The sequence below is a fragment of the Sorangium sp. So ce385 genome, from assembly GCF_051474135.1.
Lineage (GTDB): Bacteria > Myxococcota_A > Polyangia > Polyangiales > Polyangiaceae > Sorangium > Sorangium cellulosum_D.
The window spans coordinates 13,454,289-13,472,433 of the sequence record NZ_CP150337.1; the positions used below are offsets into that span (position 1 = coordinate 13,454,289).

Consider the following 18,145-nt stretch of genomic DNA (forward strand, 5'->3'; position numbering starts at 1 on the left):
AGGGCGTCATCGCCCGAGCCGATCGAGCCTGTCCTCGGCCGCCTCGAGGCGGCTCGCGCCCTCCGCCGCCTTCTGCTGCGCCTCCGCCGCCCTTCGCTCCGCTTCGTCAGCGCGCTTCCTCGCGGCCCGTGCGGCCTCCTCGGCCTTCTCTGCGGCGCGGCTCATCCTGGCTGCCTCTTTCGTGAGGCGATCTGCCTCCTTGGCAGCCCGCGATGCCTCGCGGCTCGCCTGATCCCGTTCTTTCTCTGCCGCCGCGAGCTGCGCCTTCTGCTGGCGCTGCTCTGCCGCGAGCCGCTCCCTCCGCTCCCGCCGTTCGGCGGCGAGCTTCGCCTTTTGCTCGCGCTCGTCGGCCGCGCGCCGCGCCTTTTGCTCGCGCTCCTTCGCGGCGCGCTGCTTCTCGCGCTCGCGCTCCTTCGCGGCGCGCTGCTCCTCGCGCTCTTCCGCAGCGCGCTTCTTCTCGCGGGCGCGCTCTTCCGCGGCGCTCTCTCGCTCCTTCGCGGCGCGCTGCTTTCCGCGCTCCTCTCCCGCCCGCTTCCGCCGCTCCGGCGGCTCCTTCTCCGCGCGCCCCCGGCGTCGCGCCGGCGCCTCTGCCTTCGCCCCCTTGCTCCCGCGGCCCGTCCCGGCTTCGGCGGGCCTCTCGGAGGGCCGCCCTCGCAGCAGCCCGAGCATGTCCGAGAGATCCCCCGGCTCGAGCTCTCCCGACAGCCGCCCGCGCGCGAGCAGCTCCAGATCGGACGGGCTCGCGGTGGGGGTCGCCAGCAGCGAATCCCGCAAGCGGTCCATGGGATTGCCCTTCTCCCGATAGCCCCCCTCCGCGAAGAGCGCCGGCGCCGCCCGCAGGAGCTCGTTCACGATCGCGCGGTGCTTCTGGCTCGCGTCCTTCAGCCCCTGCGCGCCGCCCGGCCCGAGCGCCCCCCGCTGGGCCTCGCGCAGCCGCTCGCCCGCGTCGAGCAGGGCCTCCATCCGCTGCGGATAGCGGCGCGCGAGCTGGTTCAAGGTCCAGGCCGCCGCGGTCGGCCGCCGCAGCGCCTTCACGCGATCGGACGCGCCCTTGTCCCCGGCTTGCCGCAGCCGCTTCGCGAGCTCGTCCCGGGCGCGCGTGAAGTCGGCGAGCGGCTTCTTGTAAAGAGCGTCGACCTCCTCCTCCTCGTCATCGACGCCACCCGGAGGAGGAGCACCGCCGCGCGTTCCCTTGGTTCGAGAGGCCATTCCCGCGCAAGCTCAGCCGAGCTCCCGCGAGCTTACTCCGCTCAGGCGGCCTCGGCCAGCGTCGACGGCACCTCCGGGAGCTCCCAGCCGCGCGTCCGGATCTCCTCGTTGATCCAGCGGATATGGCGCCGCTCGTCCTGCCAGTTCGCCTCCACCATCCGCCGGACCTCCTCCGGCAGATCGCTCGCCAGCGCCGAGGCATAGGCGTCGTTCGTGAGCTCCTCGTTGCCGCGCATGGCGACGAGCGCCGTCCGATCCTCGCGCGCCGACAGCTCGGTGTAGCGGCGAATGCACTGGCCGCGCTCATCGGCCTCGTCCGGGGGCGAGGCGCCGAGCGCGTCGAGGAGCTCGCGCTCGTGCCGCTCGTGATCCGCCCGGAACCCCTCGAGCTGCTTCTTGATCTCCGGCGTCTTGCACGCGCCGATCGCCACGCGGTACGCCTCGGCAGCCGCCCTGTCGAGCAGGATGAGCCCCATGATCTGCTCCAGGGCCGTCGCGTCGCCGAGCTCGCCGCCTTCGCCTTCGGAGGAGCGCCGCTTCGTCGCCGAGCCCGGAGCCGCCTCGGCCGCTTCTCCGGCGCCGGCCTTCGAGGCCTGGGCCGCGCCGCCCAGCGAGCCGCTGCGCTGGAGCTTGCCGAGCATCACGCCGTCGATGCCGGGCACCAGGTGCAGATCCTCCCAGCTCCGGAAGGGGCCGCGCTCGCTGCGGTGCTCGATGATGAGCCGAGCCCGCTCGCCGTCGACGCCCTCGATCGCGGTGAGCTCTTCTTCCGTTGCCGTGTTCAGATCGACGCGCGCTTCACGCGATGCCTTCTTGGTCATGGTCGAGCCTCCCCCGGCCGTTTGTAGGGCCGACGGAAGCCTGCCGAAAGCTGGTATGGCGGCCAATCCAGCGTGGAGCTCGATTGGCCGGCGCGCTTCACCGGCGCGCTGTGAGGAGGGGTCGAGTCAGCGTTGCTGCTAGGGAGAGCGATGTGCCATCTCGCCGCGAACGCCCGAGCTGGCCAATTGATGTTTGTGCTCGGCGCTCCACGCGCAGCGACGCGAGCGCGGGTCGCCCGAGCCAGCGTGCGCGGGGAGGCGAGGGCGGCCCGCGGATGTGCCGGGAGGGGGCGTTCCAGACGTCAGGAGCTGGTCGTGTCGAAAAGCGCTTTCGCGTCGGCGATGAGAACGGCGCGGCGGAGCCAGCGGTCGAGCTCGGTCATGTCGACGCTCGCGAGGACGCGCTCGCGGACCTCCGGGGGGATCTCCAGGCCCCGCGCTTCGAGCACCTTCAGCACGGCGCTCGCGGCCTCTTCTCGCCGCCCCTCCAGCTGGCCCTCCAACCGACCCTTGGCAACGTAACTGCGTGCGAAATCGCTCTGGAACTCGTAACCGCTCTTCATTTTCGCCTCCAGGCTCCGCCTCGCCGCCTCGTTCAGAGAGGATAGCACCACATCGAGGTAGAGGGCTTGCTGCTCCTCATCCAGCCCGGCAGCGGCCGCCAGGGCAGCCATCGCGATCGCCAGGCCGGCCGCGCTCTGGCCGTGCGCCATGACCGACAGCACCGCGACCTCGGGCCTCGCTCGGGCGTCAGCCGGCGTCAGCCGGCTCGGTCACGACCGGGACGGCGCTGGGGCCGAGCACGTAAGGCCTGAGCATCCAGTCGGGCGGACCCAGGTCGATCGGCTGGGCGCTCCAGGTGGCGATCGCGTCGTCGGTGGTCACGACGAGCAAGCAGGCCCGGCACCGGTAGCGCGCGCGGACCGCCACGAGATAGGAGGAGCGACCGATTTGCTTTTGTGCCCTGCCCGCCACGCTCCGGCGTCGCTAGCGTGAGCTCCGCCTGGGTCACCGAGACCGTCTCTCCGCTCCGCCGAGCACCCCAGCTGGCGGGCGCGTCGACGCGAGCGGCGGAAGACGCAAGGGGCCCCGGCGCCGCAGCCAGCGTGGTCCCCCGCCGGCCGTGGGCTCCCTCGAGGATCAGGTCGGTGATCCCGAGGACCTTGCCGCCGTCCTCCTCGCGGGGCCCTCGACGATCTGCGGGCCATCGTCGGCGCGGCCGAGGCAAGCCATGCCGTCGTCCGCCCGCGAGGGGCATGGCACATTCCGTCTCACCCCATCACAGCTTGAGCCATTTCGCGGGGGTGATCGGCGCCAGAGGCCGTGATCTCGTCGTGTCGGCACTGGCACACGGGTTGCGAGCATGCCGCCCTATGAGGCGCACCTCTTCTGCTCTCGCATTCATGTCGCTCGTCCCCCTCTGCATGGCGTTCGCGTGTGGTCCCGTCGAGACGTCGCAACCCGGCATCCCGGACGACGTCGACGACCCGACGAACCCGGAGCCGACGTCCGCTTGTGAGCCCCGACAGGCCGGGCTCTCGGCGGATTTCGAGCTCACGATCGAGGGCTGGCCGGGCGACACGAACGGTTACTTTCTCTACAACGTCGCCGCGCCCTGCCAGGTGGAGGCGGCCACCCCGACGTCGCGCGACCTTCGCTGCACGGACGGAGACGACGAGCACAGCGTGACGCTCACCATCGCCGATTCCCGCATCGCCGGCGCCGTTCCCGAGAGCGGCCCCGTGTTCCTGCGGGCGGCGCGGACCGACCCGGAGTTCGGCGAGAATCAATGGTTCGTGGTGCGCGCCGGCTCCGAGGTCACGGGCGCGCTGCTCGCGGGGGGCCTCCGAGCTGGATACGTGACGCCAGAGCCCGGCGACGGCTATTTCTCGCCGATCCGGATGGTGACCGGCACGGAGGAAGGATGCCCCGTGGAGGTCGAGGACGAATGCTTGAACCGCCGCAGAGCGCGGATGGGCTTCTGGGTCGACGACGTCCAGGGAGCGTCGATCCTCGACGGTCACGAGGGGGATATCGACGCGAGTGGGACGTATCGTGCGGTCGTGGGCGAAAGCGTGGACGACATGATGGGAAGCTTGCCCCGCTGCGGGGGCGACGATCCGCGCTACGCGGACAATCTGCGCGTCTTGATCGGAGCAAAAGCGCAGGAAGGACCTCCGGGGACCGCTCGATGAGCTCTGCGACCGGGGCGCGGCGGCTGCGCCGCCCCCGCGTGCGTCAGATACCCTCCTATCGCAAGGCTCAACCGCCCGGGTCCTTGCTCCTCGAGGTGCGTCCCGGGGACCGCCGTCGCCTCCGACGGACGTGCGGTTTCCCAAGGGACCGCGGCGACCCCGCGCCGCGCGCGAGCTGCACGACCGCTCCGACGAGCCGTTCCCCTGAGCGGCGCCGCGGGCATTGGGGCCGCCCCGTGCGTGCGCAGAACGACTACGGCTTCAGGCAAACCGCTTCCAGGTTGTTGCCGTCGGGGTCGTGCAGGAAAGCGGCGTAGTAGGTCGGGCTGTAATCGGCGCGCACGCCGGGCTTGCCGTTGTCGCGGCCGCCGGCCGAGAGGCCCTCTCGGTAGAACCGATCGACCGCGGCACGATCCGCGGCGCGCAGGGCGATGTGCGCGCCGGGGCCCCGGGGGCCAGCGTCCGCTTGCAGGTAGAGGGCCGGTGCGCCCTCGGGGCCGAAGCTCGCGGAAGCTTCGTCGCGGGAACACAGCACGTGGCCGAGCGGCGCGAGCGCGGCGGTGTAGAAGCGCACGCTCGCGTCGATGTCCTTCACCTTCACGCCGATGTGATCGTACATGGTGTCTCCTCGGGAGGACGGCCCACGATGGGTGGCCTCCACGTCGAGGACCCTAACGACGGGGCGCGGGGCGCTCTTGGAGAAACTTGCGGTCCATGCGCGCCGTGACGTCTCTCCGCCGTGTGCTCACGCCACCGAGCCGGCGATATCGTGGCGGTGCCACCGAGCTCGCTCGCCTGACTCACAGGTCATAAGGACTGTTCCGGAGTTCACCGGTCATCGGGGGCGAGCTCCGACGTTTCTGCGGTTGCCGGAGGAGCTGAGCTTGCTTGGCGCACGTATCGCCGTCTCGAGGCGGCGGCTGGTGCCGTTCGCTATTCTACTCTTCTGGGCGGTCCTCCGACTCACCCCGCCCCGTCCCACGCCCCCCGCAGCGCCGCCGTCCGCGCGTGCTCCGGCACCCGCTCCACGAAGCTCGCCCGCCACGCCGGATCCGCGATCTTTCCCGCCCGCTCCCCGAGCCGCGCCTCCGCCTCGGCCAGCGCCGCCCGCGCCCCCTCCCGGTCGCCGGCCGCCCACAGCGCCTCGGCGAAGACCGCGCGCACCAGCGCCTCCCCCTCCTCCAATTGCCCGATCTCCTTCATGATTTCCGCCGCCCGCCGCGCCTCGGCGAGCGCCTCGCCGCGACGACCGGCCGCGAGCAGCACGTCGGCCAGCGTCGCGAGCGCGTGCGGCAACAGCGGCCTCGCGACCTCCAGCATCCCCACCGCGCGGCGCGCCTCCTCCTCGGCGCCCGCGAGATCGCCGGCCGCAAGCAGGACGCCGGCCAGGTACGCGCGCGACGCGCCCTCCATCCGCGGCTCCCGCATCGCCGCGAACGACCCCACCGCCTCGGCCTGCACCGCCCGCGCCTCCTCGAGCTCGCCGAGCCGCCAGAGCGCCACCCCGAGGTTCTGCCGCGCCGACGCCGCGATGTTGCGCAGCCCCATCCGCTCGGCGTCCGCGAGCGACGCGCGCAAGAGCGCCGCCGCCTCGCCGTACGCGCCGAGCTCGTTGCACGCGAAGCCCGCGTTCGCCCGCTGCCCGCACGCGCCCCGCAGATCCCCGCACCGGTCGAAGCACGCGATCGCCTCCTCCAGCCGCGCCCTGTGCCGGTTCAGATCCCCCTCCACGAACAGCGCCGCCGCCGCGCGGCTCCAGGCGATCGCGCCGGCGATCGGCGCATCCCCCGCGAACCGCTCCGCCACCCGCTCCACCCGCGCCATCAGCGACCCGGCGTCCGGGTACCGGCCCGAGAGGAACAGCAGCGCCGCCGCCCACGCCACCGCCGCGACCTGCGCCGGCTCCGGCGCGCCGTCCGACCAGCGCGCGACCAGCGCCGCGAGCGCCGAGGTGAGCCGCTCCGGCCGGTTCAGCTTGAGCGCGGCCGTCATCGCCACCTTCAGCGCCGCGTACCAGCCCGGGCTCGCCTCGCGCAGCAGCGCCTGCGCCTCCGCCGCCCAGAGCGCCGCGTCCTCGAGCTCGCCGCGGAACCTGTGCGCCTCGGCCCGCGCGAGCGACGCCGCCCCGAGCGGCTCGCCGGCCGCGCCGCAGCGGATCGCGCGATCCACCGACCGGAGCACCCCGCCGAGATCGTTGCCCGCGAGCGCCTGCTCCGCCGCACGGACGTAGCAGGCCGCCGCCCGGCCGAGCTCCCCGCCGCGCTCGAAATGCTCGGCCAGCACCGAGGCGTCGTGCTCGCCCGCCGCCTCGAGCCAGCCGCCCGCGAGCCGGTGGCCGAGCGCGCGATCCTCGTCGGTCAGCATGTCGTAGGCGGCCTCGCGCACGAGCGCGTGGCGAAAGGCGTACTCGATCTCGCCGTTCAACGACGGCGCGGGGCGGCGCGCGATCCACTCCCGCGCCGCGAGGCCCGACAGCCACGCGTCGAGCGCGGGGGCGCGCTCCTCGCCGCCGAGCAGCGCGAGGGCCGCGCCCCGCCAGAACACCTGGCCGAGCACCGACGCCGCGCGCAGCACCCGCCGCTCCTCGGGCGCGAGCCCCTCGAGCCGCGACTGCACCATCGCGAGCACCGTGTCGGGCAGGCGATCGCCGCGCCCCTCGGCCACGGCGCGCACGAGCTCCTCCAGGAAGAACGCGTTGCCCGCGGCCCGCGCCACGACGCGCGCCACCGTGGCGTCGTCCGCCGCCGCGCCGAGCGCCTCGCGCGCGAGCCGCTCGCACGCCCTCGGCGGCAGCGCGCCGAGGCGCATCGCCGTGGCCTCGGCGTCGGCCCAGAGCTGCGGGAAGAGCGCGTCGACCTCGGGCCGGGCGAAGCCCACCACGAAGAGCGGCCGGTCCGCGAGCCGCCGGAGCGCCGCGCCGACGTGCTCCAGCGACGGATGGTCGCCCCAGTGCAGGTCCTCGAGCAGCAGCACCACCGGCCGCGCCCGGCACTCGGCGTCGAGGAAATCGATGAAGGCGCGGCGCAGCTGGTCGCCCATCAGCACCGGATCGCGCCGCGCGGCGCGGAGCTGCACGCTCCCGTCGTCGGGGAACGGCACCCCCACCATCTCCCCGAGGAACTCGGCCACCCGGCCGCGATCGGCCTCGGCCACGCGGCGCGCCACGCGCTCGTTCAGCTTCTGCCGTCGCGCCTCGAGCGGCTCGCCATCCTGGATCCGCGCGATCTTGCGGACGACCTGCCCGAGCAGCCCGAACGGCGCGCCCGCGCGCATCGGCTCGCCGCGGCCGAGCCAGATCTCGACCGGACCGCCGCGGCGGTCGGCGCGCGCGACGCGGTCCTCGAGCTCGCTGCGCAGCCGCGACTTCCCGACGCCCGCGCCCGCCGTCACGAGGACGGCGCGGGCGGCCGGCAGGTCGACGCACTCGTCGAGGAGGTCCTCGAGGGCGCGCAGCTCGCGATCCCGCCCCACGCACGGCGTCCGCTTGCCGAGCAGGGTGCGCGCCGCCTCGGGCGCGTCCCGCTCGGCCCGGAGCAGCCCGCCGCCCGCCGCGCCGTCGATCGCGAAGCGGCCCTCGAGCAGCCCCGCCGTCAGCGCGTCGACGCGGATCGACGGGCCCGCCTCGCCCGCGGCGCGGGCGCGCCGCGCGTCCTCGACGAGGCGGGCGGCGCGGTCGATCGCCTCGCCCGCGGACGAGCGGCCGCGCACCCGGCCGCGCCCCGTCGCGAGCGCGATCGGCGCGCCCGGCAGGAGCGCCCTCATGGCCAGCGCGCAGCGGGCCGCCTGGCCGGCGTGATCCATCGCGGCCCCGCCGGTGCTGGGCGGCCGCTGGCCCTCCTGCGCGTCCGGGCCCGCGCCCCGCGGCGCGCCCAGGAACGTCGCCATCCACGTCCGGTCGGCGAGCCGCTCGAGCTCCCCGCCGTGCGCCGCGACGAGGGCGCGCAGCGCGGCCTCCGCGCCGTCCCGCGCCGCCCCGGCGGCCTCCTCGGCGCCGCCCTCGCCCGCGAGCAGCACCGACAGGAACCGCTGCTCGCTCCCGGTCAGCGCCGGCCGCGCGCGGCCCTCCGGCGCCCGGAGCGCGCCCTGCTCCGGGCTGAGCGGGCGCAGCGCCGCGAGCTCGGCGAGGAGCGCCGCGCCGTCCGCAGGGCGGCCCGCGGGCTCCCGGCTCAGCATGCGCTCGACCAGGTCGTCGAGCTCGTCGGGCAGCTCGGGCCGCTCGTCGCGCGCCCGCGGGGGCGACGCGAGCAGCAGCTTCGCCAGCACCGCCATCGGGTTGTCCCCGGCGTAGGCCGGCTGGCCCGTGAGGCACTCGAAGAGCACGCACCCGAGGGAGAACACGTCCGCGCGCGCGTCGACGGCGGCGCTCCCGCGTGCCTGCTCCGGGGCCATGTAGCCGAGCGTGCCCACGGTGGCGTTCGTGCGCGTGACGACCGCCGCGGCGCCCTGCGGCCGGGCGATGCCGAAATCGATGAGCCGCGCGAGCTCGGCGCGCCCGTCGCAGAGAAAGATGTTGCTCGGCTTGATGTCGCGGTGCACGACCCCGAGCGCGTGCACCGCGGCGAGCGCGCCCGCCATGCGCCGGACCAGCGCGAGGCTCTCGGCGAGCCCGAGCTCGGCGCGGGCCAGGCGGGCGGCGAGGTCCTCGCCCTCGAGCCACTCCATCACGAGGTACGGGCGCGAGGCCCCGGTGACGCCGTGCGCGATGTACCGGACGACCGCCGGATCCCTGAGCTGGTCGAGGATCCTCGCCTCGCGGGCGAAGCGCGCGAGATCGGCCTCCTGGCCGTGGTGGAGGAGCTTCACCGCCACGGGCGCGCCGGTCTCGAGGTCGACGGCGCGGAAGAGGGCGCCCATGCCGCCGGCGCCGGTCTGGCGCTCGAGCTCGAAGCGGTCCGCGATGCGCTGTCCCGGCATCATCGCCCGCGCGTACCACGCCGCCCAGAGCGCGCGAAGCGCGCCGGCGCGCCCCGCCCGACGCGGCAGCGCGCGCACGTCAGGCGGCGCGCGCACGTCAGGGCGCGGCGGCGCGGTCGTGCCGGCGCGCGACGGCCGCGATGGCGACGGCGATCAGCGCGGCGAGCAGGAAGCCCCCGCCGAAGGCGAGGACGATGATCCAGGGCTGGATCGCCCTCCCCAGGCCGTCCGCGAAGCCGGCGGCGGCGGCGCGGCTCGCGCGCTCGATCGCGGCGCTCGAGCAGCCCGGGTCGTCGGCGGGGCAGCCGGCGAGCTGCTCCACGAGCTCCGCCGTCCCCTCGCGCGCCACCGCCCTCGCCGCCGCGCCCGAGCCCTGCTCGACGAGGGTGACGAGCGCCCGATCGTGCTGGAGGGCGCCCTGGACCACGGCGCTGCTCACCGCCTCGCTGGTCTGCGCGATGACCGGCGACAGGCGCTCCGCCTGCAGCCCCATCTCCGCCGCGCCGGCCCGGACCGCGTCGTGGACGAGGTCCCCCACGAGCGGCCGCTCGCGCGCGCCCTCGGCCGGCGCCCCCTCGGCCGATCCGCCGGCGGGCGCGGACCGGCCCTGCGCGCCGCGATCGAGCGCCTCGAGCGTGCCGCGGGTCGCTTGCTTCGCCGCCTCGCGGACGCACCCCGGCGCGAGCGCGAGCGCGAGCAGGAGAGCGGCGAACAGCGCCGCGGCGGCTCGACCGGAGCGCGCCGGCTCGCCCGCGCGCCGCGCGGCGGGCGCATCCGGTCCACTGGAGAGCGCGCCTTGCACAGCCGCGATGGCCTTCATCAACCGTGCCCGCCGCGCCCTGCGCAACGCGCGTCGCCCCGGCCCCTCGCTCCCCGCCCTCGCCTCGGCGAACGCGCGTCGCCGAACAGGAGACCGAAAGGAAGGGACAGCGGAAATTCTTCACATCTCCCCGCCTGCCCGTGGGCTATCTCTCCCCCGGCGCAGATCGCGAAACTAGGGAGAATCCATGTACGAAAGAATCATCGCTGGGCTCAGCTGCCTCGGTCTCCTGGCCGCGTGCGGCGACGATCCCGACGTGGGGCCGGGGCCGGTCGGCCAGGGGGACTATCAGGCCACCATCCGCTGGACGAGCCACGGCGTCCCGCACATCCTCGCGGAGGACATCGGCAGCATCGGATTCGGCCTCGCCTACGCCGGGGCGCGCGACTTCGTCTGTACGCTCGCCGATCAGGTCGTGAAGGTGCGGAGCGAGCGCGCGAAGACGTTCGGCCCCGGCGAGGACGACGCGAACGTCGACAGCGATTTCACCTACCTCGCGCTCGGCGTCGTCGACCGCGCCGAGGCCCTGCTGGGGCAGCTGTCCCCCGACGGCAGGGCGCTCCTCGACGGGTATGTCGCGGGCTACAACCGGTATCTCGACGACACCGGCGCGGAGGGCCTGCCCGAGCCCTGCGCCGGCGCGGCGTGGGTCAAGCCGGTCAGCGCCGTCGATCTCGCCGCCTACTACCTCCACATCAACATGTTCTCCGGCAGCCTGCAGCTGCTCGATTACCTCAGCCGCGCCGCGCCGCCGGAGGCCTCCGGCGAGGACGCGGGGGCGTCCGGCGAGGACGCGAAGGCCCCCGGCGACCGGGCCCGCGCGCGCGATCTCGAGCTCCCCGACTTCACCCGCCTCCACCTCGGCAGCAACGCCTGGGCGATCGGCCGCGATCGCGCCGAGGGCGGCCGGGGGATGCTCGTCGCCAACCCGCACTTCCCCTGGGAGGGGGAGCTCCGGTTCCACGAGGCCCACCTCACCATCCCCGGGCAGCTCGACGTCTACGGAGCTGCCTTGACCGGAATGCCGATCATCAACATCGGGTTCAACGAGCATATCGCGTGGACGCACACGGTCTCTCCGGCCAACCACTTCACGGTCTACCGGCTCTCCCTCGATCCGGGCGACCCCACCGCCTACGTCTACGAGGGCGAGACGCGGGCGATGGAGCGCCGCGAGCACACCATCGACGTCCTCGGGGACGACGGCGCGATCTCGCAGGTGTCGCGGGTGATGTACCGGAGCCACCACGGCCCGATGCTGGGGGCGTCGGTCCTCGGCTGGTCCACGAAGCAGGCCTTCGCCCTGCGCGACGCCAACGAGGACAACGGGCTCGCCCTCGACCAGTGGCTCGCGATGGACCGCGCGAAGAGCCTCGACGAGCTCCGGCGGGCGCACGAGGAGCTGCGCGGGATCCCGTTCGTGTTCACGACCGCCGTCGACGCGGAGGGGCAGGCCCTGATCATGGACGGCTCGCGCGTGCCCCACCTGAGCGCCGAGGCGGTGAGCGCCTACGAGCGCGCGCTCGAGCGGGACGGGCTGACCGGCGTGCTCGCGAGCTCCGGCATCGTGCTGCTCGACGGGAGCGAGGAGCGCGACGAGTGGGTGGAGACGCAGGGCGCCGGCGCGCTGGTGCCGTGGGGCGACATCCCCTCTCTCTCTCGGACCGACTTCGTCATGAACGCCAACGACACGGCGTGGCTCGCGAACCCCGCCGCGCCGATCACCGGGTATTCGCGGCTGTTCGGCGCGCCGGGCAGCCCGATCTCGGCGCGCACGCGCATGAACCTCGTCATGCTCACCGAGCAGGGCGAGGACGGCGCCTCGGGCGAGGACGGCCTGTTCTCGCGCGACGAGCTCAAGGACGCCATCCTCAGCAACCGCGGGATGACGGCGGAGCGCCTCCGCGCCCAGGTGGTCGAGCGCTGCGACGGCGCGGCGCCGGTCGACGTCGAGGGCGAGCTGATCGACATCGAGGGCGCGTGCGCGGCGCTCGCGGCGTGGGACGGCCGGGTGGACCTCGAGAGCGTCGGCGCCGTCGTCTGGCGCGAGCTGCTCGGGCGGTTCTCGGCCCCGGACATGACGGACGCGGGCAAGCTCTACGCTCAGCCGTTCGACCCCAAGGATCCGATCGAGACCCCGCGCGATCTGGTCGAGCCCCCGGCCGAGGGCGCGGATCCGATCCTGGTCGCGCTGGCCGAGGCCACGCTCGCGCTCGCGCAGGCGGGGCTCGACCCGACGACGCCGCTCCGCGAGGCCCAGTTCACCATGAAGGACAGGGCCATCCCCGTCCACGGCGGCACCAACCGGGAAGGGGTGGCCAACATCGTGCTCTTCTCCACGGCGAGCCTCAACAGCACCCTCTTGCCCAGGCTCAACACGGGCGAGATCGTCTCCGCGACGACCGGCCTCACCACCTCGGGTTATCCGATCAACTTCGGCACGAGCTTCGTCATGGCCGTCGAGCACACGAGCGGCGGCCCCCGCGCCGAGGCGCTGCTCAGTTACTCGCAGTCGACCGACCCCGCGTCGCCCCATTTCGCCGATCAGACCGAGCTGTTCTCGCGCAAGGAGTGGCGGCCCGCGCTGTTCGCGCAGGAGGAGATCGCCGCCGATCCGGAGCTCGTCGTGAAGGAGGTCTCCGGGCGCCGCTGACCCGCGGCTCCGCTCGCGCGGGCGGCTCCGCTCGCGCGGGCGGCGCCGGCGCGCGGCGCGGCGGCCTCACGCGGCGTCGATCGTCCGGAGCAGCGCGTCGAGCTCGAACGGCTTGCTGATCACCTCGCGCGCGTGCGGCGGCATCGCCTGCTTGATGTTCGACGCCGCGGTCATGATGACGACGGGGATGTCCTCCAGCCCGGGGACCGCGCAGAGCTCGTCGCACACCTTCCATCCGTTCATCTTCGGCATCATCAGATCGAGCAGGATCACCCCCGGCCGCGCGCCGTCGTGGAGGCGCTCGAGCGCCTCCCGCCCGCTGAAGAAGGGCGTGGCCTCGTACCCGAGGTCGCACAGCGCCTCGGCCAGGGTGGTCGCCAGATCCACGTCGTCATCGATGATCAGGACTGACTTGCTCATGGGGGAGGGGGAGTTCGACGGTGAAGGTGGAGCCGGCGTCGAGCTCGCTCTGCACGGAGATGCGGCCCCGCATCCTCTCCACGAGCTGGCGTGTCAACCACAGGCCGAGCCCGAGGCCGCCGTAGTTGCGCACCGAGACGGCGCGCTCGAATTGCTGGAAGATGCGCGCGTGGTCCGCCGGGGCGATGCCGATGCCGTGGTCCCGGACGACCATCCGCGCGGCGCTGTCGCCCCGCTCGACGGAGATCTCGACGGGCGCCCCGCGGCCGAACTTCCACGCGTTCGACAGGAGGTTCACGATCACCTGCTCGATCCGGAAGCCGTCCCCCTCGCAGATCACCGGGCCATCCGCGTGGATCTCGACCTCCGGCGCGACCTCCGCGACGCCCTCCAGGAGCCGGCCCACGACGTCGCGCACGGTCTGGGTGAGGTCGACCGGCGCGCGCTCGACCTCGATCCGGCCGGACAGGAGCTGCGTGGCGTCGAGCAGCTGCTCGACGAGCTTGAGGAGCTTCTTCCCCTGCCGCTCCAGGTTGCCCAGCTTGGGCGCGATCTCCTTGAGGGGCATCGACCCCGCCGCCCGCTGGAGCCGCTCCAGCGAGGTGATCTGCAAGAGGAGGGTCGCGATGGGCGTCTTCAGCTCGTGCGAGGCCACGGTGAGGAAGTTGTCCCGAGCGCGGAGCGCGTCCTCGATGCGCTCGATGCTGCGGCTGCGCTCGATCGCGATGCCCGCGAGATCGCGGGAGATCTCGAGCAGGGCGAGATCGTGTGGGCTGGGCCCGCTCGGCTCGCGGTAATAGAAGGCGAACGTGCCGAGCGGCTCGCCCTGGCCGTCGAGGATGGGCGCGGAGGTGCATGCCTTGAGGCCGTGGGAGAGCGCGAGCTCGCGCGCCCGCGCCCAGAGCGGATCGTGCTCGATGTCCGACACGATCACGGGCTGCTTGCGGTGGACGGCGGTGCCGCACGAGCCGCTGACGGCGCCGATGCGCAATCCGTCCACGTCCTGGTTGTACGCCTCAGGCAGGCTGGGCGCCGAAGCCCAGCGGAGGTGCGTCTTCGACGCGTCGACGAGGAGGACCGAGCAGAGCGCTTTGCCGGACTGGGCTTCCATGAACCGGATCAGCGCGTCGAGCACCTGGGAGAGCGGCTCTCCGGCCGCGACCATCCTGAGAATCCGGTTCTGCCCGCGAAGCAGGGGGCCGGCGCCCCGCGCCGGGCCGTCGGCCCAGGCAGGATCGCCCTCGTCGAGCCCCACCGCCGGGCAGGGATCCATGGGTCTCAACGCTTGCATGCGCCCCCAGTTGCATTGCGTAGTCGGGCGTCGCGCTGTCGCAAGGGGAAACGCTGCTGCGCAGGCGCCGCTTTTGCCTTGCGACGGCGAGCGGACCGCCCGCTCCCGCGCGGCGGCCCGCTCCCGCGCGGCGCGCGGACGTCGCCATGGACGCGCTCGTCGGGTGTGGAGGCCCGCGCCTTTGCTCTATGCTGCGGCGCCATGCTCGACACGCGGGAGCTGCCCCTCCTCCGCGCCCTCGCGGGCCGATATCCGACGACCGAGGCCGCGCTCTCCGAGATCGGCCACCTGCGGGCGATCCTGTCGCTCCCGAAGGGGACGGTGCACGTGGTCAGCGACGTCCACGGCGAGCACAGGAAGCTGAAGCACATCATCAACAACGCCTCGGGGAGCCTGCGGCCGCTGGTCGAGCGGGTCTTCGGCGACCGGCTCACGGCGGACGAGGAGCGCGCGCTGCTCTCGATCATCTACTATCCTCGCGAGAGCTACGCGAAGGTCGCGGCGCGCGGCGAGGCGGAGCGGCGGGCCTTCTTGCTCTGGGCGCTCGCGCGCGAGATCGAGGTCATCCGCGAGCTGTCGCTGCGCTACACGCTGCGCCAGGTCGAGCAGGTGTTCCCGGACGACATGCGCGGCCTGCTCCGCGAGCTCGTCTCGGCGCGCGCCGCCCTCGGCGAGGGCTCCTACGTCGACGCGCTCATCGACCCGTTCGTGCAGCATTGCCGGGAGATCGAGATCCTGCGCGCCACGGCGCGCGTCATCCGGAACCTGACCGTCTTCGAGCTCGTGGTCGCGGGCGATCTGGGCGATCGCGGCCCCCGGCTGGACAAGGTGATCGAGTACCTGATGCGCCAGCCGCGGGCGCGCGTGGTGTGGGGCAACCACGACGTGAGCTGGATGGGCGCCAGCCTCGGCCAGGAGGCGCTCATCGCCACGGTGGTCCGCCTCTCGCTCCGGTACGGGCGCCTGTCGCAGCTCGAGGAGGGCTTCGGCATCCCGGTCGCGCCGGTCGATCGCCTCGCGCGCACCGCCTACGCGGACGACCCGGCGGAGCGCTTCGCGGTGCGGGGCGAGGGGCTGCGCGACGCGCTGCTCCTGGCGCGCATGCAGAAGGCGATGGCGGTCCTGCAGTTCAAGCTGGAGGGGCAGCTCTGCCGGCGGCGCCCGGAGGTTGCCCTCGGGCACCGGTGCTTGCTCCACCGCATCGACCCGCGGGCGGGCACGGTGGAGATCGACGGCGAGGTGTACCCGCTGCTCGACGCGCGCTTCCCGACGGTCGATTTCGCCGATCCGTACGCGCTCACGCCGGAGGAGGCGGCGTGCGTCGCGCTGCTCAAGGAGTCGTTCCTGAAGAGCCCGGTGCTGTCGCGCCAGATGCGCTGGATGGTGCAGCAGGGGACGACGTGGCTGCGGCGCGATCGGGCGCTCGTCTTCCACGGCTGCGTCCCGGTGGACGGCGAGGGCGCGTTCTTGCCGTTCGAGGTCGACGGCGAGCCTCGCCGCGGCCGGGCGCTGTTCGACGCGCTGGAGCGCGTGGTGCGCCGGGCATTCCGGACGGGCGCGCAGGAGGACCTCGACATGCTCTGGTACCTCTGGACCGGCCCGCTCTCGCCCATGTTCGGCAAGGACCGGATGACGACGTTCGAGTCCTATTTCGTCGCCGACGCGAGGACGCACAAGGAGACGAAGAACCCGTATTTCCACCTGATCCACGACGCCGGCTTCTGCGGCCGGGTGTGCCGCGAGTTCGGGCTGGACGAGGAGCGCGGGCTCATCGTGAACGGGCACGTGCCGGTGCGGGTCGAGCAGGGGGAGTCGCCGATCAAGGCGTCGCACCGCGCCGTGACGATCGACGGGGCGTTCTCGGAGGCCTACGGCGACAAGGGGTACACGCTCGTGCTCGAGGCGAGCGGTGCGCGGCTCGCGCAGCACCACCATTTCACGTCGGTCGAGCAGGCGGTCGAGGCGGGAGAGGACATCATCCCCGTGATCTCGGACGTGGAGGTCTACGAGGCCGAGCGCCGGGTGGGCGACACCGAGAAGGGGGAGGAGCTGGTGCGGGAGATCGAGATCCTGGAGCGGCTCATCGCCGCCTATCGAGACGGAGCGCTCCTGGAGCAGCCGAGGTAACGTGAGGCGCGGCGGTGGCCGCCGCGCCTCATCGGGTCACGGGAGCATGCCGTCCGCGATCCAGGCCTCGATAACCAGCTCCTGGTCCTCGGTCAGGCACTGGGGGTTGCTGTCGTCTCCCGCGTCGCCGGTGCAGCCGCGGCCGGGCGGCATGGCTCCGCTGTTGATGAGCTCGAGGGCGCACTCGCCCTTCGTGAGCGACTGCTCCAGGCAGACGGCGATGATGGCGTCGAGGATCGCCGTGTTGTAGTCGGTGACCCTGAACCCGTTGCGCGGAGGCTCCCGGGTGGTGTGGCAGGCCCCGCAGCGCGCTTCGAGGATCGGCTGGACGTCCTCCGCCCAGCTCGTGAGCCCGGAGCCCTCGCCGCCAGCGCCGCCCTCGCCACCGCCAGCGCCGCCCGCGCCGCCGACGCCGATGTCGCCGCCCGCGCCGCCCGCGCCGGTGTCGCCGCCAGCACCGCCAGCGCCGACCGCCGATGCACCGCCGTCGCCACCGGCGCCGCCAGCGCCGACGGCGACGGTGGTGGACTCACCGCCGGCGCCGCCAGCGCCGACCGCGACGGCGGTGGACTCGCCGCCGGCGCCGCCCGCGCCGACCGCGACGGTGGTGGACTCGCCGCCGGCACCGCCAGCGCCCCCCGAGACGGAGGTGGACACGCCGCCCTCGCCGCCCGCGCCGACGGTGGTGGACTCGCCGCCGGCGCCGCCAGCGCCGACCGCGACGGTGGTGGACTCGCCGCCGGCGCCGCCAGCGCCGACCGCGACGGTGGTGGACTCGCCGCCGGCGCCGCCAGCGCCGACCGCGACGGCGGTGGACTCGCCGCCGGCGCCGCCAGCGCCGACGGTGGTGGACTCGCCACCGGCGCCGCCCGCGCCGACCGCGACCGTCGAGGACTCGCCGCCCGAGCCGCCGACGCCGGCGCTCGTGGTGGTGGTCGTGGGATCGCCGCCCGAGCCGCCGACGGCGGCGCTCGTGGTGGTCGTGGGATCGCCGCCCGAGCCGCCGACGGCGGCGCTCGTGGTGGTCGTGGGATCGCCGCCCGCGCCACCGACACCCGTCGTGGGATCGCCGCCGGTGCCGGTCGCGCCGCCCTCACCGCCGGTGCCGGTCGCGCCGCCCTCACCGCCGGTGCCGGTCGCGCCGCCCTCACCGCCGGTGCCGGTCGCACCGCCCTCACCGCCGGTGCCGGTCGCACCGCCCTCACCGCCGGTGCCGGTCGCGCCGCCCTCACCGCCTTCGCCGCCGGTGCCGCCGCCCTCACCGCCTTCGCCGCCGGTGCCGCCGCCCTCACCGCCTTCGCCGCCGGTGCCGCCTTCGCCGCCGGTCCCCGTGCCAGTTCCGGTTCCGGTGGTGCTGCCGCTGGTGCTGCCTGTGCCGGTGGTCGAGCCTGAATCGTCGTCACCGCACCCGGCGAGCGCGACGAGCAGCGCGCCCGTGGTCATGAACAGACGGATGGAAGTACGTGGAATAAAAACCATGCGCGGAGAATAGGCGTGCGTTGCGTCGCGGGTAAATGCCGCTGACAGCGCATGCAGGATTTCAGCATTGCCATCTCGGCGGATTACGCTTCCGCTGCATCCGCATCACCTGGCGCCCGTGCTCGGCCGGCGGCTCGCCCTGCGATGACGTGACGCCGCTCGGCCCGGCTGGCCTCGAGCGGCCGTATCGGGGGCGTGACGCCGGGCCGCGTCCTC

Annotated in this window: 13 protein-coding genes; 3 read left to right on the top strand and 10 right to left on the bottom strand. The window is 73.9% G+C overall.

Annotated features, from left to right (window positions below):
* Positions 1 to 6: 6 nt before the first annotated feature.
* The 4 genes from WME83_RS49195 to WME83_RS49210 all read right to left on the bottom strand — a co-directional run bounded on the left by WME83_RS49195 (position 7) and on the right by WME83_RS49210 (position 2,960).
* Entirely contained in the window at positions 7 to 1,209 is a 1,203-nt protein-coding gene (locus WME83_RS49195) for a hypothetical protein (protein WP_437316631.1), read from the bottom strand.
* Positions 1,210 to 1,250: 41 nt separating this feature from the next.
* Positions 1,251 to 2,030 (bottom strand): helix-hairpin-helix domain-containing protein, encoded by a 780-nt coding sequence (locus WME83_RS49200; RefSeq protein ID WP_437316632.1) that lies wholly within the window; start codon positions 2,028 to 2,030, stop codon positions 1,251 to 1,253.
* A 302-nt stretch (positions 2,031 to 2,332) separates the two neighbouring features.
* On the bottom strand, positions 2,333 to 2,755 hold the full coding sequence (locus WME83_RS49205) for a hypothetical protein (protein ID WP_437316633.1): 423 nt from the start codon (positions 2,753 to 2,755) through the stop codon (positions 2,333 to 2,335).
* Positions 2,756 to 2,780: 25 nt separating this feature from the next.
* The gene (locus WME83_RS49210) at positions 2,781 to 2,960 is read right to left on the bottom strand and encodes a hypothetical protein (protein ID WP_437316634.1); all 180 of its coding nucleotides are present in this window, start codon (positions 2,958 to 2,960) and stop codon (positions 2,781 to 2,783) included.
* Between the two features lie 473 nt (positions 2,961 to 3,433).
* Between WME83_RS49210 and WME83_RS49215 the strand changes: the two genes are divergently transcribed.
* The gene (locus tag WME83_RS49215; protein WP_437316635.1) at positions 3,434 to 4,225 is read left to right on the top strand and encodes a hypothetical protein; all 792 of its coding nucleotides are present in this window, start codon (positions 3,434 to 3,436) and stop codon (positions 4,223 to 4,225) included.
* Positions 4,226 to 4,478: 253 nt separating this feature from the next.
* On the opposite strand, the gene WME83_RS49220 is transcribed toward WME83_RS49215, so the two are convergent.
* The 3 genes from WME83_RS49220 to WME83_RS49230 all read right to left on the bottom strand — a co-directional run bounded on the left by WME83_RS49220 (position 4,479) and on the right by WME83_RS49230 (position 9,959).
* A complete protein-coding gene (locus tag WME83_RS49220) occupies positions 4,479 to 4,844 on the bottom strand; it encodes a VOC family protein (RefSeq protein WP_437316636.1) in 366 nt (121 codons plus the stop codon).
* A gap of 344 nt (positions 4,845 to 5,188) precedes the next feature.
* Entirely contained in the window at positions 5,189 to 9,142 is a 3,954-nt protein-coding gene (locus tag WME83_RS49225) for a serine/threonine-protein kinase (protein ID WP_437316637.1), read from the bottom strand.
* A 94-nt stretch (positions 9,143 to 9,236) separates the two neighbouring features.
* Entirely contained in the window at positions 9,237 to 9,959 is a 723-nt protein-coding gene (locus WME83_RS49230; RefSeq protein WP_437316638.1) for a hypothetical protein, read from the bottom strand.
* Between the two features lie 187 nt (positions 9,960 to 10,146).
* Between WME83_RS49230 and WME83_RS49235 the strand changes: the two genes are divergently transcribed.
* Positions 10,147 to 12,612 (top strand): acylase, encoded by a 2,466-nt coding sequence (locus WME83_RS49235; protein ID WP_437316639.1) that lies wholly within the window; start codon positions 10,147 to 10,149, stop codon positions 12,610 to 12,612.
* A gap of 66 nt (positions 12,613 to 12,678) precedes the next feature.
* Here WME83_RS49235 and WME83_RS49240 read toward each other — a convergent pair whose 3' ends face one another.
* Both WME83_RS49240 and WME83_RS49245 read right to left on the bottom strand, forming a co-directional pair.
* The gene (locus tag WME83_RS49240; protein WP_437316640.1) at positions 12,679 to 13,032 is read right to left on the bottom strand and encodes a response regulator; all 354 of its coding nucleotides are present in this window, start codon (positions 13,030 to 13,032) and stop codon (positions 12,679 to 12,681) included.
* Positions 13,004 to 14,323, bottom strand: a complete 1,320-nt coding sequence (locus WME83_RS49245) for a sensor histidine kinase (RefSeq protein ID WP_437316641.1) — start codon at positions 14,321 to 14,323, stop codon at positions 13,004 to 13,006. Before WME83_RS49245 ends, WME83_RS49240 begins: the two co-directional genes overlap by 29 nt.
* Positions 14,324 to 14,524: 201 nt before the next feature.
* Between WME83_RS49245 and WME83_RS49250 the strand changes: the two genes are divergently transcribed.
* A complete protein-coding gene (locus WME83_RS49250) occupies positions 14,525 to 16,450 on the top strand; it encodes a fructose-bisphosphatase class III (RefSeq protein WP_437316642.1) in 1,926 nt (641 codons plus the stop codon).
* A 36-nt stretch (positions 16,451 to 16,486) separates the two neighbouring features.
* Here WME83_RS49250 and WME83_RS49255 read toward each other — a convergent pair whose 3' ends face one another.
* Positions 16,487 to 17,893, bottom strand: a complete 1,407-nt coding sequence (locus WME83_RS49255; RefSeq protein ID WP_437316643.1) for a hypothetical protein — start codon at positions 17,891 to 17,893, stop codon at positions 16,487 to 16,489.
* Between the last annotated feature and the right edge of the window lie 252 nt (positions 17,894 to 18,145).

Bases quoted from the DNA above. Each gene is read 5' to 3' on its own strand.
- WME83_RS49225 (WP_437316637.1), bottom strand. From the start codon at position 9,142: ATGATGCCGGGACAGCGCATCGCGGACCGCTTCGAGCTCGAGCGCCAG.
- WME83_RS49215 (WP_437316635.1), top strand. From the start codon at position 3,434: ATGTCGCTCGTCCCCCTCTGCATGGCGTTCGCGTGTGGTCCCGTCGAG.
- WME83_RS49240 (WP_437316640.1), bottom strand. From the start codon at position 13,032: ATGAGCAAGTCAGTCCTGATCATCGATGACGACGTGGATCTGGCGACC.
- WME83_RS49200 (WP_437316632.1), bottom strand. From the start codon at position 2,030: ATGACCAAGAAGGCATCGCGTGAAGCGCGCGTCGATCTGAACACGGCA.
- WME83_RS49255 (WP_437316643.1), bottom strand. From the start codon at position 17,893: ATGACCACGGGCGCGCTGCTCGTCGCGCTCGCCGGGTGCGGTGACGAC.
- WME83_RS49220 (WP_437316636.1), bottom strand. From the start codon at position 4,844: ATGTACGATCACATCGGCGTGAAGGTGAAGGACATCGACGCGAGCGTG.
- WME83_RS49195 (WP_437316631.1), bottom strand. From the start codon at position 1,209: ATGGCCTCTCGAACCAAGGGAACGCGCGGCGGTGCTCCTCCTCCGGGT.
- WME83_RS49235 (WP_437316639.1), top strand. From the start codon at position 10,147: ATGTACGAAAGAATCATCGCTGGGCTCAGCTGCCTCGGTCTCCTGGCC.
- WME83_RS49250 (WP_437316642.1), top strand. From the start codon at position 14,525: ATGCTCGACACGCGGGAGCTGCCCCTCCTCCGCGCCCTCGCGGGCCGA.
- WME83_RS49245 (WP_437316641.1), bottom strand. From the start codon at position 14,323: ATGCAAGCGTTGAGACCCATGGATCCCTGCCCGGCGGTGGGGCTCGAC.
- WME83_RS49230 (WP_437316638.1), bottom strand. From the start codon at position 9,959: ATGAAGGCCATCGCGGCTGTGCAAGGCGCGCTCTCCAGTGGACCGGAT.